An 18235-nucleotide genomic window follows, 5' to 3' on the forward strand; every position below is an offset into this window, starting at 1 on the left:
GGCCGTTCACCATGGCATCCACCCACGGCGTCAAGCCGTCCCGCAACGGCGTCAGGCCGCCGCGCAAGGGCATCAAGGGTTCACAACGCCGCGGCATCGGCCTGCACGCGGCCCTGATCGGCGGCTTGCTGCTGTCGGCCTTCCCCTTCTACTGGGCCGTCATCATGTCGACCCACACGACGAGCGAGATCTTTTCCTACCCGCCCAAGCTGCTGCCGGACACGCACTTCCTGGAGAACGTCCGCAACCTCTTCGACGCGATCGACTTCTTCGGGTCGATGGGGAACTCGCTGCTCGTCGCGACGACGGTGACGTTCCTGGTGCTGTTCTTCGACTCCCTGGCCGCGTTCGTCTTCGCCAAGTTCGACTTCCCGGGCAAGCGGCTGCTGTTCGCGGGGCTGATGCTCATCTTCATGGTGCCGATGCAGCTGCAGGCGATCCCGCAGTTCGTGATCATGGCGAAGATCGGCTGGATCGGGTCGATGACGGCGCTGATCGTGCCGGCGGCGGCCAACGCGTTCGGCATCTTCTGGATGCGGCAGTACATGAAGAGCGCCATCCACGACGAACTGATGGACGCCTCCCGGCTGGACGGGGCGGGCTTCCTGCGGCAGTACTGGCACGTGGCGCTGCCGGTGGTCCGGCCGGGCCTGGCCTTCCTCGGCATCTTCACCTTCATGGCCCAGTGGAACGACTACGCCTGGCCGCTGATCGCCCTCACCAACCCGGACAACGTGACCTTGCAGGTCGCCCTGTCCCAGCTCAACGGCACCCATGGCACCACGGACTACGGCATGGTGATGACCGGCGCGCTGCTCGCCCTCGTCCCGCTGCTCATCGTGTTCGCCCTCGGTGCCCGGCAGATCATCGGCGACCTCGCGAAGGGGGCCGTGCGCGGATGACGCAGCGGTGTGTGAAGGGGGCCCTGCGCCGATGACGAGCGATCCGCTGATCGCCCTGCGCCCCTGGGAGGCACCCGAGGTGACCTCCTGGGGGCGTCTGCCGATGAACGCCGTCGACCGGCGCCCGGGAGCGGTCTCACTGGACGGGGACTGGCGCTTCCAGCTGCTGCCCGCGCCGGACGCGCCGGACGGCGACGACTGGTCGTCGGCCTACGTTCCCGGTGTATGGACCATGCAGGGGACGGATGACCTTCCGCAGTACACGAACGTCCGTATGCCGTATACGGAATTCCCGCCGCGGTCGCCCGTCGCCAATCCGACGGGTGTGTACGAGCGCCCGGTGGACGTCCCCGCCGAGTGGACCGGGCGCCGGGTCGTGCTGCAGGTCGGCGCCGCCGAGAGCGTGCTGCTGGTGCACGTGGACGGGCAACCGGTCGGCGTCTCCAAGGACTCCCACCTGGCCGCCGAGTTCGACCTGACGGAGCTGGTCCGTCCAGGAAGGCGGTCCGTCGTACGGCTGACCGCCGTGAAGTGGTCGGACGCCTCGCACATCGAGGACCAGGACCAGTGGTGGCACGGCGGGATCACCCGTTCCGTGCTGCTGTACGCCACCGACCCGCTGCACCTGGCGGACGTCACGGTGCGGGCGCGGCGGGACGGCGAACTGCGGGTCGACTGCCGGGTGCGGGACGCCGGCGGGGCACTGCCCGAGGGCTGGTACGTCAGCGGCGAGCTGGCCGGTCACCTCCTCACCCAGGACGAGGAGTTCGACCGCGCCAACGCCGAGACCGAGCGCGTCTCCGGCTTCCTCGGCGAGGCCCGGCTGCGAACCGCCGTCCCCGACGTGCGCCCCTGGACCGCCGAGACACCCGAGCTGTACGGCCTGACCGTCCGGCTGCACCGCGCCGACGGCACGGTCGCGGACATCTCCCGGCACCGCATCGGCTTCCGGGACGTGGCGATCGCCGGCCGGGACCTGCTGGTCAACGGCGAGCGCGTGTTCATCCGGGGCGTCAACCGGCACGACTTCCACCCGTTGACCGGGCGGACCGTGTCGTACGACGACATGCGGGCGGACCTGGTGCTGCTCAAACGTTTCGGCTTCAACGCGGTCCGCACCAGCCACTACCCGGGCGACCCCGCCCTGTACGACCTCGCCGACGAGCTCGGCCTCTACGTCGTCGACGAGGCCGACATCGAGTCGCACGACCACGCCCACGAGATCGCCGACGACCCGCGCTACCTGAACGCCTTCGTGGACCGCGTCTCGCGGATGGTGCTGCGCGACAAGAACCACCCGTCGGTCATCATCTGGTCGCTCGGCAACGAGTCGGACTACGGCGCGAACCACGACGCGGCGGCGGGCTGGGTGCGCCGCCACGACCCGACGCGGCCGGTCCAGTACGAGGGCGCGGCCAGACGCGGCTGGGCCGACCCGGAGCTCGCCTCGGACATCGCCTGCCCGATGTACGCGCCGCTGGAGGACTGTGTCGCGCACGCCCTGTCCGGGCGGCAGACCAAGCCGCTCATCCAGTGCGAGTACTCGCACGCCATGGGCAACAGCAACGGCACGCTCGCCGACCACTGGGCGGCCATCGAGTCCACCCCGGGTCTTCAGGGCGGCTTCATCTGGGAGTTCTGGGACCACGGCATCCTCCAGCGGGTGAGCGACGGCAGACCGACCGGGCGCGCGGGCGCCGGGCTGTACGAGGGCGGGGTCGCCGCGCCCGGGCATCGCTGGGCGTACGGCGGTGACTTCGGGGAGACGATCCACGACGGGGCGTTCATCGCGGACGGTGTCGTCTTCCCCGACCGCACGCCCAAGCCGGTGCTGTACGAGCACCGGGAGATCGCGGCGCCGGTGCGGCTGGAGTGCTTCAGACACGAGGGCATCGTCGTCGGCAACCACCAGCACTTCCGGGGTCTGGACTGGCTGTCGGCCGAGTGGGAGCTGGCGGTGGAGGACGGGCCCACGCTGACCGCGCCCGCCGAGCTGCCCGACCTGCGTCCCGGTGAGACGACCGCCGTGCCGCTGCCGTTCGAGCTGCCCGAGGAGGGCGGTGAGGCGTGGCTGACGCTGCGGGTGACGACCGCCGTGGACGAGCCCTGGGCGCCGCGCGGGACGGTGGTGTGCATGCCGCAGGTGCGGCTGCGGGCGGCCGCCCCGGTGACGTGCGTCCCGGTCGCGGACCGCACGGTCGAGGTCGACGCGGACGGGCTGCTGGTCCACCCGCTGCTGACGGCCCCGCCGACGCTGTCCCTGTGGCGGGCGCCCACCGACAACGACGAGCTGGGCGGCATGGCGGCCCGCTGGCGGGAGTGGGGGCTCGACGCGCTGGAGCGCAAGGTCGTCGGTATACAGCATGCGGTCGGCAGGATCACCGTGCGGGCGGAGTACGTCTCACCGGCCGGGGTCGTCCGCCACGAGCAGGTGTTCACCGCCATCGAGGGCGGGATCCTCGTCGAGGAGAGCGCCGACCTGCCCGAGACGCTGGACGACGTGGCACGGGTCGGATCCGTGTTCGAGACCACGCCCGGGCTGAACCTGCTGGAGTGGTTCGGTCAGGGCCCCTGGGAGTCGTACCCGGACCGCAGCGCGGGCGCGCCCGTGGGCCATCACTCCCGCCCGGTGGACGAGTTGTTCACCCCGTATCTGCGCCCGCAGGAGAGCGGCGGCCGGCACGGCGTACGGCGCTTCACACTGTCGGCGCCGGACGCCACCGGGCTGGCCGTGCACTTGGACCGGCCCCGCCAGGTCTCCGTCACCCGGTACCGCGCCGCCGACCTCGCGGCGGCCGCCCACCACGACGAGCTGGTGCCGCGCGCCGGCTGCGTGGTGCACATCGACGCGGCCCACCGCGGCCTGGGCACCGCCTCGTGCGGGCCGGACACCTCACCGTCGTACCTGATCCCGGCCGGGACCCACCGCTGGGCCTGGACGCTGCGCGTTCTCTGATCCCCGCTGTCGCCGTCACCTCCCACGGAGCACACGTGTGCACTTCGCATGAGCACGACCAGGGCTGCGAGGCCGCCCAGGCAGGCGCCGCACGACGCGGTTTCCTGCGGGCCACCGCGCTCCTCGGCGCCGCCGCCACGGCCGGTGCCGTGCTGACGACGGCCGCCGGGGCGGCACCGGCGGGCCTCCGGCGGCCCGATGCGGACAGCCGTCGTTTCACACTCGCCGTCATGCCGGACACCCAGTACCTCTTCGACGGTCCGAGCATCGACAAGACGCCGGTCGAGGCGTCCCTGCGCTACCTCCTGGAGCACACCGAGGACGAGAACATCGTCTTCCTGACCCACCTCGGCGACCTCACACAGAACGGCGCCCGGCCCGAAGTCGCCGCGATCAGCGAGGCGTTCCGGCTCCTGGACCGGCGGGAAGTCGGCTACAGCGTCCTCGCCGGCAACCACGACGTGAAATCGTCTACGGACGACCAGCGCGGGTCGACCGCATACCTCGAGGCCTTCGGGCCGCAGCGCTTCCGGGGCAGGCTGACCTTCGCGGGCGCCTCCCCGGACGGCTACAACACCTGCCACCTCTTCAGGGCCGCAGGCCGCGAGTGGATGGTGCTGGCGCTGGACTGGCGGCTGTCGGCGAAGGGGTACGCGTGGGCGAAGGAGGTGATGGCCGAGCATCCCAGGACGCCGGTCGTCCTCACCACGCACGAGCTGGTCGCCGAGGACGGCGCCCTGTCGTCGTACGGGCAGCAGCTGTGGGACCGGCTGATCGAGGACCACGACCAGATCTTCCTCACCCTCAACGGCCACTACTGGCCCGCCGCCCGCACCACCCGCCAGAACGCGGCCGGGAACGACGTCCACCTGCACCTGACGAACTATCAGAACCGTTACTTCGGCGGCGCGGCGATGATCCGTCTCTACCGCTTCGACCTGGACCGGAACGTCATCGACGTGGAGACCGTCTCCCCGTGGATCCTGGGCCGGGCCGCGAAGGGGCACAACGAGCTGGAACGGCAGGAGAGGGAGCTGAGCGGGGACGCCGACCGGTTCTCCGTCGAGATCGATTTCGAGGAACGTTTCTCCGGCTTCGCTCCGGTGCCCGCGCGCCCCTCCCGGCCCGCCTCGCGCCTGCTGGTACCGGGCACGGTCGCCTACTGGCGCTTCTACGGACACGAGTCGGGTACGGCCGTCACCGGCACGGTCCGTGACCTGTCCGGGCGCGGCAACGACCTCGCCCTGGTGGCGGTGGGCGGTGGCACCCTCACCTGGTCGTCCGACCACCACCCCGACCAGCCCGGCCACGGCAGCCTGGAGTTCCAGGGCAACAAGTCGCCGCTGCGGGGCGCGTACCTGCGCACGGTCGACGGCGCCCCGCTCAACTCGATGACGTTCGAGGACGGTTACACCATCGAGGCCTTCTACCGCCTGCCCGCCGACTGGGATCCGGCGCACCACGCCTGGTCCGGCCTCGTCGGCCGCACCGGCACCGGCGGCGCCGCCGGCAAGACCGCCGACGACCCGGACGAGCCGCTGGCCACGCTGTCGCTGTCCGACGACCGCGAACCGCAGTGGGCGGTGCGGCCGCTCAACCAGGAGGGCATCGCCACCAACTGGGGCCAGGAGACCCCGCTGGAGACCTGGTGGCACCTCGCGGTCGTCAACGACGGCGCGCACACCACCCTCTATGTCGAGGGCTGCCCGGTCGTCCGCAACCCGAGGGCGACCGCCGTCGGACTCGCCTCGGTGGGGCTGCCGTGGCTGCTCGGCGGCTACGAGTACGCCGGGCGGATCGACCAGATCCTGCACGGCCGGCTCGGCGACGTACGCATCGTCGAACGGGCGCTGCCCGTCACGTCGTTCATGAACCACTGACCGCACCCAGCGGACCGTCATGACCGAGCAGCGGCTGCCCCCACCGCACCGGTCACCTCGGCGCCGCCATCGACCCGCACGGTCCGATCGCACGGTCCGATCCCCCACGCGCCCGGAGACGGTGACCCGTGGGCCGATGCGTGGTTCTATTCCAACCCCATCTTCGTCGACGTGGAAGGTTCCTGATCCCTGATGAAGCGTCATATTCTCGCCTGTGCCGCCTTATTGGTACGTCCGTGCTCGGTATGTCCGTGCTCGGCGCGGGTACGGCGTCGGCCGGTGAGCCGCGCTGGGTGGAGAGCGGCACGGCGTACACCGGCACCCTCGGCGGCGGTCAGGGCCTGGCCAGCCGCGCGGACGGCTCGCTGCTGTACCGCGGGCTGGCCTCGATCCCGCTGGACCTGCGGGCCAAGGGCTGGAACCACGTCGGCGACCCGGACATCGCCCGCGGCCACGTCTTCGACGCCTACCAGGGCGCGGACGCGGCGACGTCGAAGATGTTCGCGGTGACCACCCCGGCCGGGAAGCGCTACGAGTACGTGCACCGGCTCAACCCGGGCGAGAAGGTGAACAACTCCTTCGCCGCCGTCTCACCCGACGGGCAGTGGCTGGTGTCGGGCGAGTGGGGCGAGCAGCGCAGACTCCAGGTCTTCCCCGCTCCCCTGCTCAACCCGTCCACCCCACCCGCCGGCGGGGAGCTCAAGGAGGCCGGGCAGATCACCCTGGACCAGCCGGTGCGCGACATCCAGGGCTGCGACTTCGTCACCGACACCCGCCTGGTGTGTGCCTTGAACGACGCCTCGGGAATCCTCTTCCCCGAGATCCGGCCGCTCCTCCAGGTCGACCTGGAGCACAGACTCGACGGCCGGCCGGTGACCGGCGCGGTGACGAGCCTGTTCGCGCTGCCGCAGCGCAGCGTGTGCACGGGCACCTTCGAGACGGAGGGCGTCGACTACGACGCCGGCAGCGGCACCCTGCGCGCCCAGATGATCCCGCCGGGCGTATGCGCCGTATCGACGGCCGTATACGCGTACCGGCAGGTCACGGACTGATCCACGAGGGCGTACGGTGGGCCGCGTGACCGGTGAAGAGTCGCTGCGGCCCCAGTCCCTCATGCTGACGTTCCTGGGCGACCAGGTGCTCGGACGTGACGTGTGCGTGTACTCGGGCAGTGTCATCGACGTGTTCGCCCGCGCCGGGATCGGTGAGCAGGCGACACGCTCGACGCTGACCCGCATGGTGAACCGCGGTCTGCTGCGCCGCCAGCGCGAGGGCCGCCGGATGTACTTCGGGCTGACCGAGCGGTCCGAGGCGGTGCTGCGGGACGGCGAGCGGCGCATCTGGCAGACCGGCGCCGTCAACCGGACCTGGGACGGCACCTGGACCCTGCTCGGCTTCTCACTGCCCGAGTCCTGGCAACGCCAGCGCCATGACCTGCGCTCCCAGCTCACCTGGAGCGGATTCGGCCCGCTGTTCAGTGGCCTGTGGATCGCCCCCGGCGAGGTCGACGTCTCCGGCCTGGTGGCCGAGCTCGGCCTGTCCGCCCACGTGAAGGTGTTCCGCGCGCACGCCGACCCCGGCATGGACGTCGGCCAGATGATCGAGGAGACCTGGGAACTGTCCGACCTGGCGGCCGGCTACGCGGCGTTCGTACGGCGCTGGCAGCCGTGGGAGGACGACCTGCCGGACGCCGACGACGCGCTCGTCCTGCGGCTGCGGCTGCAGACGGAATGGCTGCGGCTCGTCCGCCGCGACCCGCGCCTGCCGGTGAAGCACCTGCCGGACGACTGGCCGGCCGAGCAGGCCGAGAAGACGTTCCGGACGGTGCACGACCGGCTGTCACCGCTCGCCCGGGAGTCCTCGGAACGCCTTCTCGACCTGGTACCGGTGCGCGGCGGTCAGGCGTAGCACCGCCGCGGCCTTCAAGGCATGGAACGTCAGGCGTGGCACCGCCGCGGCTCTCAAGGCATGGAACGTCTCAGGCGTAGCACCGCCGCGGCTTTCAGCCGTAGCACGGCCGAGGCCCTCAGGCGTGGCACCGTCGCGGCTCTCCGGCGGAGCACCGCCTCTTCTCAGGTCTTCTCAGGCGCGGAACGCGGGCCGGATCGCAGGCCTGTCGCCGCCACGGTCTCAGGCGTAGAACCGCGACAGGCTCCGCAGCACCGCCGCCGGCTTCGCACCGCCCTCGATCTCGATCGTGCCGTCGACGGTGATCTGCACCCCGCCCGGTACCTCCTCGACCTCCGCAAGCTTCGCGGCCAGCCGGATGCGCGAGCCGACCTTCACAGGGGCCGGGAAACGCACCTTGTTCAGGCCGTAGTTGACCTTCGTGGTGACGCCCTGGACGTCCAGCAGTTCGGTGAAGAGCGGGATGAAGAGGGAGAGGGTGAGGTAGCCGTGCGCGATGGGGGCGCCGAACGGGCCGTCCTTGGCGCGCTCGGGGTCCACATGGATCCACTGGTGGTCGCCGGTGGCGTCGGCGAAGGTGTTGACGCGCTCCTGGGTGACCTCGATCCACTCGCTGGTGCCGAGGTCACTGCCGGCGAGCTTCTTGAGCTCGTCGAGGCCGTTGACGGTGATGCTCATAGAGGGGTCCTTGGCTAGGAGTTGCGTGGAGATGGGCGTCAGGTAGAGCTGGGAGTTCCGCAGAGCCGGGAGTTCCGCAGAGCTATGAGTCGCCGTAGCGCTTGCGCACGCGGGACTTGAGGAGCTTGCCGGAGGCGGTGCGCGGCAGTTCGTCCGCGACGACCACCGACTTGGGGATCTTGTACTTGGCGAGGCGGCCGGCCAGCGACGCGAGGACCTCGTCGGGATCGAGCGCGGCGCCCTCCCGGGGCACGACGACCGCGCGCGGCACCTCGCCCCACTTGTCGTCCGGCACGCCGATGACCGCGCACTCGACGATGTCCGGGTGGGCGAGGAGCTGGTCCTCGATCTCGGCGGGGTAGATGTTCTCCCCACCGGAGATGATCATGTCCTTCATACGGTCGACGATGTACACGTAACCGTCGTCGTCGACGCGGGCCGCGTCCCCGCTGCGGAACCAGCCGTCGGCGAAGGAGGCGGCCGTCTCCTCGGGCAGCCCCCAGTAGCCGGGCATGACGTGCGGCCCGCGCACGACGACCTCGCCGGTCTCGCCGACGTCGACCGGGGTCATGTCCGGCCGTACGACCCGTACGTCGCTGAAGAAGTGCGGCACGCCCGCCGAACCGGCCTTGCTCACGGCGTGCTCGGCGTCCAGGAACAGCGTGCCGGGGGCGGCCTCGGTCATGCCGTAGCCCTGGAGGAAGGTCAGGCCGCGCTCCTGGTACGCGGCGATCAGCGGGGTGGGGACCGGGGAGCCGCCGCAGGTCAGGATGCGCAGTGAGGACAGGTCCGCGTCCGGCCAGCGCGGATGCCGAGCCACCTGGTCGAACATCGTCGGCACGCCGAACATGAAGGTGATCCGGTGCCGTTCGATCAGGTCGAAGGTGGTCTCCGGATCGAAGGCCTCGACCAGGACGCAAGTGCCGCCCTTGAGGAGCACCGGCAGGGTCAGCATGTTCAGGCCGGCGGTGTGGAACAGCGGGGCGGAGACCAAGGCGCGTTCGTCGGCGATCAGGTCGTGGTCGATCAGGACGTTGACCGCGTTCCAGGTGAGGTTGCCGTGGGTGAGCATCGCGCCCTTGGGGCGGCCGGTCGTGCCCGAGGTGTACATGATGATGCAGGTGTCGTCGGTGCCGACCGGTTCGTCGATCGGCTCCTCGGAGGCCTCGGCGACCGCCTGCTCGTACTCCGCGCCGACCTCGACGTACGCCCGTACGTCGGTGCTGCCCGGCAGTCCGGCGACGAGCCCGGCGTGTGAGGGACCGTAGACGAGCGCCTTGGCGCCGGAGTCGGCGAGCTGGTAGGCGACCTCGGGCCCGGCGAGGCGGATGTTGAGCGGGACGAAGACCGCGCCGAGCGTGCCCGCCGCGAACAGGGTCTCCAGGAAGGAGGGGTGGTTCGGGCCGAGGTAGGCGATGCGGTCGCCGCGGCGCACGCCCCGCTCGCGCAGGGCGTGGGCGAGACGCGTGGTGCGTGTATACAGCGTGCGATAGCTGGTATGCGATGTGCGGTCGTCGGTCGACGACGCGTCGCCGTGGATCAGGGCGGTGCGGTGGGGCGTCTTACGGGCCCGGCGTGCGGGCCATGACCCCAGTCCCTCGTTGCGCATCGTCGCGCCCCTTTACGGTTTCGTCAGCCCGAGCAGGCGGGCGGCGTTCTCCTTGAGGATCTTCGGCCTCACCTCGTCCTTGACCGGCAGCTTCTCGAAGTCGGCGAGCCAGCGGTCGGGGGTGAGGACGGGGAAGTCGGAGCCGAAGAGGACCTTGTCCTTCAGCAGCGTGTTGGCGTACTGCACCAGCTGCGGCGGGAAGTACTTCGGCGACCAGCCGGACAGGTCGATGTGCACGCCCGGCTTGTGCGTGGCGACGGCGAGGGCCTCGTCCTGCCAGGGGAAGGACGGGTGCGCCAGGATGATCTTCAGGTGCGGGAAGTCGGCGGCGACGTCGTCGACGTGGAGGGGGTTGGAGTACTTCAGGCGGATGCCGCCTCCGCCGGGCACGCCCGCGCCGATGCCGGTCTGGCCGGTGTGGAACAGGGCGATCGTGCCGGTCTCCTCGATCACCTCGTACAGGTCGTACGCCACCGCCCGGTCGTTGGGGAAGAAGCCCTGGATGCTGGGGTGGAACTTGAAGCCCTTCACCCCGTACTCCTCGGCCAGGCGCCGGGCCTGCTTCACCCCCGCCTTGCCCCGGAACGGGTCGATGGAGGCGAAGGGGATCAGCACGTCCGGGTTGGCGGCGGCGGCCTCGGCGACCTCCTCGTTGGGGACCGGCGGCGTGCCGGTGGCGGACTCGGCGTCCACCGTGAAGATCACGGCGGCCATCTTCCGCTCCCGGTAGTACGCGGCGGTTTCCTGGAGGGTCGGCTTCCGCTTGCCCTCCACCTTGAAGTAGGCGGAGGAGGCGTCGTGCAGGTCGTCGTCCAGGGAGGAGTGGCCCTTGGAGGAGACCTCCGCGTGGGTGTGGACGTCGATCGCGACGAGTTCCTCGACGTTCATGACGGGTTCCTCGACGTTCATGACGGGTTCCTCGACGTTCATAGCGGGGTCCATCACGCCTCCGGGAACTTCGGCGCCGGAATGCCGACCGTCTGCGGTTCCGCGCCGACCGAGGTGGGCCAGGCGTCGGCCAGGGCGTCGGGGGTCCAGCCGCCGTCGGCGTACGCCGCCCTGATCTCCTGCGGATGCGACCAGAGTGCCACCTTGTCGCCGCCGATACCGATGCACTGGCCGGTCACGGAGCGGGCGGCCTCGGAGGCGAGGAAGGGCACGAGGGCCGCGCAGTCCTCGGGGGTGCCGAATCCCTCGCCCTTGCGCAGGAAGTCCGGCAGCGGCTCGCCGTCGCGCAGGGCCTCGATGTACGGGGCGAAGGCGGGGATCGTCTCGGTCATCGCGGTCGCGGCGACCGGGACGATCGCGTTGACGGTGATGTTCGCGCGGGCCAGCTCCATGGACCAGGTGCGGGCCATGGCGGCGATGCCGGCCTTGGCGGCCGCGTAGTTGGTCTGCCCGAAGTTGCCGCGCTGCCCGGCCGGGGAGCCGACCAGGATCAGCGTGCCGCCCTCGCCCTGCTCGCGCATGCGGACGGCGGCGGCGCGGGCGCAGGTGAAGGTGCCCTTGAGGTGGGTGGTGATCACCGCGTCGAAGTCGTCGTCGGTCATCTTCCACAGGACCTTGTCGCGCAGGATGCCGGCGTTGGTGACCAGGACGTCGAGCCGGCCGAACTCCGCGACCGCCCGGTTCACCAGCCGGTCCGCGGCCTCGGAGGTGCCGACCGGGACGACCTCGGCGACGGCGGTGCCGCCGGCCTCGGCGATGGACTTCACGGCCGCCTCGGCCACCGCCTCGTCGACGTCGTTGACGACCACGGACGCACCGTGGGCGGCCAGGGCGTGGGCGTAGGCGAGGCCGAGACCACGGCCGCTGCCGGTGACGACGGCGGCCTTGCCGGTGAGATCGATGCTGGGCACGGGTGAGTCCCTTCACGAGCTGGTGCTGGTCCTGGTGCTGGTGGTGCGGCTACGGGATGCCGGTGACGTTGCTTGCGGATGCGGGTGACGCTGCTTGCAGGTGCCGGTGACGCGACCGCGGATGCGGATACCGCGACCGCGGATGCAGGTGGCACGGCCCGAGATCGAAGCTAGGAGCAATAATTGTGGACGTCAATAGTTGTTGCCGACCGGCAGGGTGCGCCAGACTGGAACCAGCACGCATCAACCACCGCACGACCAGGGAGTCCGTCATCGCCCGCCAGCCGCACCCCACGAGCCCCGCCCCCGCTCCGATCGACGCGCACGAGCCGTGGATGCGCGGGCTGCACGCCGACACGGGCTACCTGCTGTACCGGCTGGGCCTGCGCTCGGGGCAGCTGTTCAACGCCTCGCTCCAGGAGTCCGGTCTGCGCCTGCGCCACTACGCACTGCTGCGCTTCCTCACCACCACCGAGGGCGCCCTGCAGCGCGAACTGAGCGCCCGGCTCGGCTACGACCCGAGTGCGATCGTCGGCCTGGTCGACGACCTGGAGAAGCTGGGCTTCGCCGAGCGCCGCCCCTCCCCCGACGACCGCCGCAGCCGGATCGTCGCGCTGACCGAGGCCGGCCGCGCCTTCCTGCGCGACACCGACGAGGCGGGGCAGCGGGTCACCGACGAACTGCTGGCCCCGCTGGACGCCGCCGAGCGGGAGACGCTGCACGCGCTGCTGCTGCGGGTCGCCGAGGACGGCCTGAACTGACGCGTACCGGACGTGCCGGCGATTGATGTTGTGCAAATGATTGACGGCCGCTCAATAGGTGCCTAACTTCACCGGGCGCCGGTAGTCCCCTCCGGCCCCACCCGCCCGGCAACGGCATCAGGGAGCTCGTCATGCAGCCGTCCCGCCCCTCGTCCTCCGGTCAACTCCCCCCCGACTCGCGGCAGTTGCGCCGCGTCGCACTGTCCGGCCTGCTCGGCACGGCAGTGGAGTTCTACGACTTCCTCGTCTACGGCACGGTCGCCGCGCTGGTCTTCGGCGACCTGTTCTTCCCCCAGGCCGATCCCGCGGTCGGCACCATCGCGGCGTTCGGCACCTTCGCCGCGGGCTATCTGGCCCGCCCGCTGGGCGGCATCGTCTTCGGCCACTTCGGCGACCGGATCGGCCGCAAGTCGATGATGCTGCTGACCATGGTCCTGATGGGCTGCGGCAGCTTCCTCATCGGCCTGCTGCCGACGTACGACGCGATCGGCGTGTGGGCGCCGATCCTGCTGGTCGCCCTGCGGGTCGTGCAGGGCATCGCGATCGGCGGCGAGTGGGGCGGCGCGATGCTGATGGTCGTCGAGCACGCCGAGCACGCGCAGGGTTCCCGGCGCGGCCTGTGGTCCAGCTTCACCCAGCTCGGCGCCCCGCTCGGCTCCGTCCTGTCGGCCGGGGTGGTCACCCTGGTCTCCGCGCTGCCCGACGACGACTTCCGCTCCTGGGGCTGGCGGGTGCCGTTCCTGCTGAGCATCGTGCTGCTGGGCGTCGGCCTGTTCGTGCGCCTCAAGGTCGCCGAGAGCCCGCTGTTCGCGCAGGCGAAGCGGGAGCCGCTGGACAGGCCGCCGGTGGTGGAGGTGCTGCGCCGGCCGAAGCCGGTGCTGCTGGCCGCCTGCGTGGGCATCGGCGCCTTCACCGCCCAGTCGCTGCTGACCAGCTTCATGATCTCGTATGCGGTCGACCAGGGATATACGCGTCCGCAGGTGCTGACCGCCGTGACCGTCGCGTCCTGTGTGGCGCTGGCCGTGCTGCCCGCCGCGTCCGCGCTGTCCGACCGGGTCGGCCGCCGCCCCGTCGTCCTCGCCGGAGCCGTCGCCTCGGCCGCGCTCGCCTTCCCCGTCCTCGCCCTGGTCGACTCCGGCTCACCCGGCCTGCTGATCCTCGCCCTGGCCCTCGGCCACGGCGTCGCCCAGTCGACGATGTACGGGCCGCTCGGCGCCCTGCTCGCCGAGATGTTCGGCACCCGCGTCCGCTACACCGGCGCCTCCCTCGGCTACCAGGCGGCCACCCTGATCGGCGCCGGCTTCTCCCCGCTGATCGCCGGGAGCCTGCTCGCCTCCACCGGCGGCGGCAGCACCCCGGTGTCGCTGCTGCTGTGCGCGGGCGCCGCGATCACCGCGGTCACGGTGTGGCGGCTGCGCGAGACGCACACCGACGCCCTGCACACCCCCGCCGTCCCCGCCTGCGCCCCCGCCCCGGAAGGAACCCCGCGTTGAGGATCCGTCTCGCGCTGCTGACCGTGTCCCTGTGCGTGGCGACCGCGCCGCCCGCGCAGGCCACCGCGACCGACACCCACCTGGAGGGCCGACTCCCCTCCGGCGCCCGCTACGCGATGGACGTCCCCGCGTCCTGGAACGGCACCGTGCTCCTGTACAGCCACGGCTACGCCCCCGCCGGATCCCCCAACCCGGCGCGGAACACGCCGGATTCGGCCGTCCTCGACAAGCTGCTGGACGAGGGATACGCCCTCATCGGCTCCTCGTACGCCACGACCGGCTGGGCGGTGACGGAGGCGGTGCCCGACCAGCTCGCCACCCTGGAGGAGTTCACGCGGCGGTTCGGGGCGGCCCGGCGGACGCTCGCCTGGGGCACCTCGTACGGCGGGTTGGTCACCACGATGCTCGCCGAGCGGCACGCCGGCCGGTTCGACGGTTCGCTGTCGATGTGCGGACTGGTGCAGGGCGGTGTCGCCAACTGGAACAGCACGCTGGACCCCGTGTTCGCGTTGAAGACGCTGCTGGCTCCCGGCGCGGACGTCCCCCTGACCGGTTTCACCGACCAGGCGGAGGCAGCCGGCGCGGCGAACACGCTCACCACGAAGGTCGACGCCGCGCAGCGGACCCCCGAGGGCCGCGCCCGCATCGCGCTGGCCGCCGCGCTGCACAACGTCCCCGGCCACAACGACGCCTCGCAGCCCCGGCCCGGCCCGACGGACCGGGACACCCGGCAGGCCAACCAGTACACGGCCATCAGAGGTCTGATCCAGCTCCCCGCCTTCCGCTGGCGGCAGGAGGCCGAGGCCCGGGCCGGGGGCAACCCGTCGTGGAACACGGGCGTCGACTACTCGGCGATGCTCGCCAGGTCCCCGCTGTACAAGGAGGTCACCGAGCTCTACCGGAAGGCCGGTGTCTCCCTGCGCGCCGACCTCGCGGCCCTGAACCGGGCGCCCCGGATCTCCGCCGACCCGTCGGCCGTATGGTGGATGCGGCATACGAGCGTCTTCACGGGTCGTCTCACCGACCCCCACCTGACGATCCACACGACCGGCGACGCGCTGATCCCCGTCCAGGCGGAGAGCGCCTACCGGCGGGCCGCCACCGCGGCGGGCTCCGGGCCGCTGCTGCGGCAGGCGTACGTCGACGGCCCCGGCCACTGCACGTTCACCACCGGCGAGATGCTCGCCGCCCTGCACACCCTGGAACACCGGCTGGACACCGGCCGCTGGGACACCTCGGTCGGCGCGCTCAACTCCCGTGCGCAGAAGGAGGATCCGGCGGCCGAGGCCCGCTATGTTCCGTACCGACCGGCGGCCTACCCCCGCCCCCACGACCTCGCCCACCCGGGAGATGCCCGGCCATGACCGCCCGCCCCCAGGTTCTCGGCTCCGCTCGGACAGGGAACACCCCCACGGCGCCCGACCGGCTGCTGTCCGTGCTCGCGGCCTTCGACCACGAGCATCCGGCCCTGTCGCTGACGGACATCAGCCGCCGGGCCGGTCTCAGCCTGACCACCGCGCACCGGCTGGTCGGCGCGCTCACCCGGTGGGGCGCCCTGGAGCGCGACAAGTCCGGCGTCTACCACGTCGGGCTCAGGCTGTGGGAGGTCGCGGCGCTCGCCCCGCGCGGGCTGGCGCTGCGGCAGCTCGCCCTGCCGTACCTGGAGGACCTGTACGAGGCGACGCACGAGAACGTGCAGCTCGCGGTGCGCGACGGGTCCGAGGTCGTCTACATCGAGTGGCTGTCGGGACGCTCTGCGGTCGGCGTGCACATCCGGGTCGGCGCCCGTTGGCCGCTGCACGCCACCGGGGTCGGTCTCGCGCTGCTGGCCCACAGCGAGCCGGAGCTGCAGGACGAGTACTGCGCGGGCCCGCTGGCGTCCTTCACCCCGTACACGATCACCGATCCGGCGCGGCTGCGCCGGGTGCTGGCCGAGGTGCGGCGCTCGGGCGTCGCGGTCAGCGACCGGCAGGTCACCCAGGACGCGCTGTCGGTGGCCGCTCCGGTGCGCGGGGCGGACGGCACGGTGGTGGCCGCCGCGTCGGTCGTGGTGCCGCAGGCCGACGCCCAGGTTCCGGTGCTGGTCCCGGCGGTGCGGCTCGCGGCACGCGGGATCTCCCGGGCCCTGGGCTGGCAGCCGGAGGCCGCCACGCGGCCCGGTCACTGAGATCCCAGGGCTCCACCGGCGTAGCGTCACGGCGGGCTCGGCGACCCCGGGGATCGGGCAGGTGTGGAGCGATTCGAGGACCTTCTCGGCGGCCTTGGTGGACCATGGTGCCGACAGCAAGAAAAGTTGCCCGAAAAAATCCGGGCGCCGATGTCGAGAACCCGTGACCGGCTCCGTCCCCGGGGTGAACGCGACCACAATGGGTCGCACCAGACCAGGAGAACCACGATGGCCAAGTACTTGCTGCTCAAGCACTACCGTGGCGCGCCGGCCGCGGTCAACGACGTGCCCATGGACCAGTGGACGCCTCAGGAGATCTCGGCGCACGTGCAGTACATGCGGGACTTCGCGGCCCGGCTGGAGGGGACCGGCGAGTTCGTCGACGGTCAGGCGCTCGCCCCCGAGGGGACGTGGGTCCGCTACGACGGCGAGGGGCGCCCGCCGGTCACCGACGGCCCCTTCGCCGAGACCAAGGACCTCATCGCCGGCTGGATGGTGATCGACGTCGACAGCTACGAGCGCGCCGTCGAGCTGGCCGGGGAACTGTCGGCCGCGCCCGGAGCGGGCGGGAAGCCGATCCACGAGTGGCTGGAGCTGCGCCCGTTCTACGGCGTGTCGCCCACCATCACGGAGTGACCTCACCGATGAACGAGGCCCTGCTCCGCAGCCTCACCCCGAGCGTGCTCGCCATCCTCGTCCGTCGCGGAGCCGACTTCGCGGCGGCCGAGGACGCCGTGCAGGACGCGCTCGTCGAGGCGGTCCGGGTCTGGCCGGCCCAGCCGCCGCGGGATGCGAAGGGCTGGCTGGTCACCGTGGCCTGGCGCCGGTTCCTCGACGCGACCCGGGCGGACGCCACCCGCCGGCGGCGTGAGGATCTCCTCGACGAGGAGCCCGCGCCCGGGCCCGCGCCCGCGGTGGACGACACGCTCCAGCTCTACTTCCTGTGCGCCCACCCGTCGCTGACGCCGTCGTCCGCGGTCGCTCTAACGCTGCGCGCCGTCGGCGGGCTGACCACCCGCCAGATCGCCCAGGCCTATCTGGTGCCCGAGGCGACCGTGGCGCAGCGCATCAGCCGGGCCAAGCGCACCGTCTCCGGTGTGCGGTTCGACCAGCCCGGCGACGTCGCCACCGTGCTGCGCGTCCTCTACTTGGTCTTCAACGAGGGCTACTCCGGTGACGTCGACCTCGCCGCCGAGGCCATCCGGCTCACCCGGCAGCTCGCGGCCGCGATCGACCACCCCGAGGTGGCGGGGCTGCTCGCCCTCATGCTGCTCCACCACGCCCGGCGCGCCGCCCGCACCGCGCCCGACGGCAGCCTGGTGCCGCTCGCCGAGCAGGACCGCGGCCGGTGGGACACCGAGTCGATCGCCGAGGGCGTCGCGATCCTGCAGGCGGCCCTCGCCCGCGACCGGCTGGGCGAGTTCCAGGCCCAGGCCGCCATCGCGGCACTCCACGCCGACGCGCCCACCGCCGAGGAGACCGACTGGGTGCAGATCGTCGAGTGGTACGACGAGCTCGCGCGCCTGACCGACAGTCCGGTGGTCCGGCTCAACCGCGCGGTGGCCGCCGGCGAGGCCGACGGACCGCGCGCCGGCCTGGCGGCGCTCGCGGCACTGGACGACTCACTGCCCCGCCACGCCGCGGTGGCGGCGTACCTCCACGAGCGCGACGGCGACCTGGTGACGGCGGCACGGCTGTACGCCGAGGCAGCCCGAAAGGCACCCAACCTCGCCGAGCGCGACCACCTGACGCGTCAGGCCGCCCGGCTCAACGCCCGCCGGTTTGACTGATCGGCCGCGCTCGGATCTGGTGTGGTCTTCCAGGACGGCCACCTGGCCGGGCTGCTGGGCGCCGAGGGCCTGGGCGCCCTCAGCCTCACCGCACCCCCGCTGATCATCGCGATCGCCTTCGGCCACGCCATGGACTACGAGTGCCCTGCTCGGCCGCCGGGCCGGCTCCGGCCGGGCGCCTCCTCTTCGGGCAGCCCGAACCGTTCGTGCGCGCGGCGCAGCGGCCTCGGCG

15 protein-coding genes are annotated in these 18235 nt (G+C 71.8%); 11 read left to right on the forward strand and 4 right to left on the reverse strand.

Going from position 1 to position 18235, the window contains the following annotated elements; translation table 11 throughout:
* Positions 1 to 11 precede the first annotated feature (11 nt).
* The 5 genes from ACYVMZ_RS07810 to ACYVMZ_RS07830 all read left to right on the forward strand — a co-directional run bounded on the left by ACYVMZ_RS07810 (position 12) and on the right by ACYVMZ_RS07830 (position 7646).
* The gene (locus tag ACYVMZ_RS07810) at positions 12 to 902 is read left to right on the forward strand and encodes a carbohydrate ABC transporter permease (protein ID WP_461076950.1); all 891 of its coding nucleotides are present in this window, start codon (positions 12 to 14) and stop codon (positions 900 to 902) included.
* Positions 903 to 933: 31 nt separating this feature from the next.
* A complete protein-coding gene (locus ACYVMZ_RS07815) occupies positions 934 to 3858 on the forward strand; it encodes a glycoside hydrolase family 2 TIM barrel-domain containing protein (protein WP_461076952.1) in 2925 nt (974 codons plus the stop codon).
* A gap of 35 nt (positions 3859 to 3893) precedes the next feature.
* Positions 3894 to 5738, forward strand: a complete 1845-nt coding sequence (locus tag ACYVMZ_RS07820; protein ID WP_461076953.1) for a LamG-like jellyroll fold domain-containing protein — start codon at positions 3894 to 3896, stop codon at positions 5736 to 5738.
* A gap of 245 nt (positions 5739 to 5983) precedes the next feature.
* Positions 5984 to 6790, forward strand: a complete 807-nt coding sequence (locus tag ACYVMZ_RS07825; RefSeq protein ID WP_461077113.1) for a hypothetical protein — start codon at positions 5984 to 5986, stop codon at positions 6788 to 6790.
* Between the two features lie 25 nt (positions 6791 to 6815).
* Positions 6816 to 7646, forward strand: coding sequence for a PaaX family transcriptional regulator (locus tag ACYVMZ_RS07830; RefSeq protein ID WP_461076955.1), 831 nt, complete (start codon positions 6816 to 6818; stop codon positions 7644 to 7646).
* A gap of 222 nt (positions 7647 to 7868) precedes the next feature.
* Here ACYVMZ_RS07830 and ACYVMZ_RS07835 read toward each other — a convergent pair whose 3' ends face one another.
* The 4 genes from ACYVMZ_RS07835 to ACYVMZ_RS07850 all read right to left on the reverse strand — a co-directional run bounded on the left by ACYVMZ_RS07835 (position 7869) and on the right by ACYVMZ_RS07850 (position 11792).
* Positions 7869 to 8324 (reverse strand): MaoC family dehydratase, encoded by a 456-nt coding sequence (locus ACYVMZ_RS07835; RefSeq protein WP_461076957.1) that lies wholly within the window; start codon positions 8322 to 8324, stop codon positions 7869 to 7871.
* Between the two features lie 82 nt (positions 8325 to 8406).
* Positions 8407 to 9933 (reverse strand): acyl-CoA synthetase, encoded by a 1527-nt coding sequence (locus ACYVMZ_RS07840; protein ID WP_461076959.1) that lies wholly within the window; start codon positions 9931 to 9933, stop codon positions 8407 to 8409.
* A gap of 12 nt (positions 9934 to 9945) precedes the next feature.
* A complete protein-coding gene (locus tag ACYVMZ_RS07845) occupies positions 9946 to 10821 on the reverse strand; it encodes an amidohydrolase family protein (RefSeq protein WP_461077115.1) in 876 nt (291 codons plus the stop codon).
* Between the two features lie 53 nt (positions 10822 to 10874).
* A complete protein-coding gene (locus ACYVMZ_RS07850) occupies positions 10875 to 11792 on the reverse strand; it encodes an SDR family NAD(P)-dependent oxidoreductase (protein WP_461076961.1) in 918 nt (305 codons plus the stop codon).
* Between the two features lie 335 nt (positions 11793 to 12127).
* On the opposite strand from ACYVMZ_RS07850, the gene ACYVMZ_RS07855 reads away from it, so the two are divergent.
* From ACYVMZ_RS07855 to ACYVMZ_RS07880, 6 genes are all read left to right on the forward strand, one after another.
* Positions 12128 to 12553, forward strand: coding sequence for a MarR family winged helix-turn-helix transcriptional regulator (locus ACYVMZ_RS07855; protein WP_461076963.1), 426 nt, complete (start codon positions 12128 to 12130; stop codon positions 12551 to 12553).
* A gap of 131 nt (positions 12554 to 12684) precedes the next feature.
* A complete protein-coding gene (locus ACYVMZ_RS07860) occupies positions 12685 to 14046 on the forward strand; it encodes an MFS transporter (protein WP_461076965.1) in 1362 nt (453 codons plus the stop codon).
* A complete protein-coding gene (locus ACYVMZ_RS07865; RefSeq protein ID WP_461076967.1) occupies positions 14043 to 15410 on the forward strand; it encodes a DUF6351 family protein in 1368 nt (455 codons plus the stop codon). Before ACYVMZ_RS07860 ends, ACYVMZ_RS07865 begins: the two co-directional genes overlap by 4 nt.
* Positions 15407 to 16213, forward strand: a complete 807-nt coding sequence (locus ACYVMZ_RS07870; RefSeq protein WP_461076969.1) for an IclR family transcriptional regulator — start codon at positions 15407 to 15409, stop codon at positions 16211 to 16213. The genes ACYVMZ_RS07865 and ACYVMZ_RS07870 overlap by 4 nt, the downstream gene beginning before the upstream one ends.
* A gap of 228 nt (positions 16214 to 16441) precedes the next feature.
* Entirely contained in the window at positions 16442 to 16849 is a 408-nt protein-coding gene (locus ACYVMZ_RS07875) for a YciI family protein (protein ID WP_461076971.1), read from the forward strand.
* An 8-nt stretch (positions 16850 to 16857) separates the two neighbouring features.
* Positions 16858 to 18003, forward strand: coding sequence for an RNA polymerase sigma factor (locus ACYVMZ_RS07880; protein ID WP_461077117.1), 1146 nt, complete (start codon positions 16858 to 16860; stop codon positions 18001 to 18003).
* Positions 18004 to 18235 lie beyond the last annotated feature (232 nt).

It is taken from the genome of Streptomyces deserti (assembly GCF_054782695.1).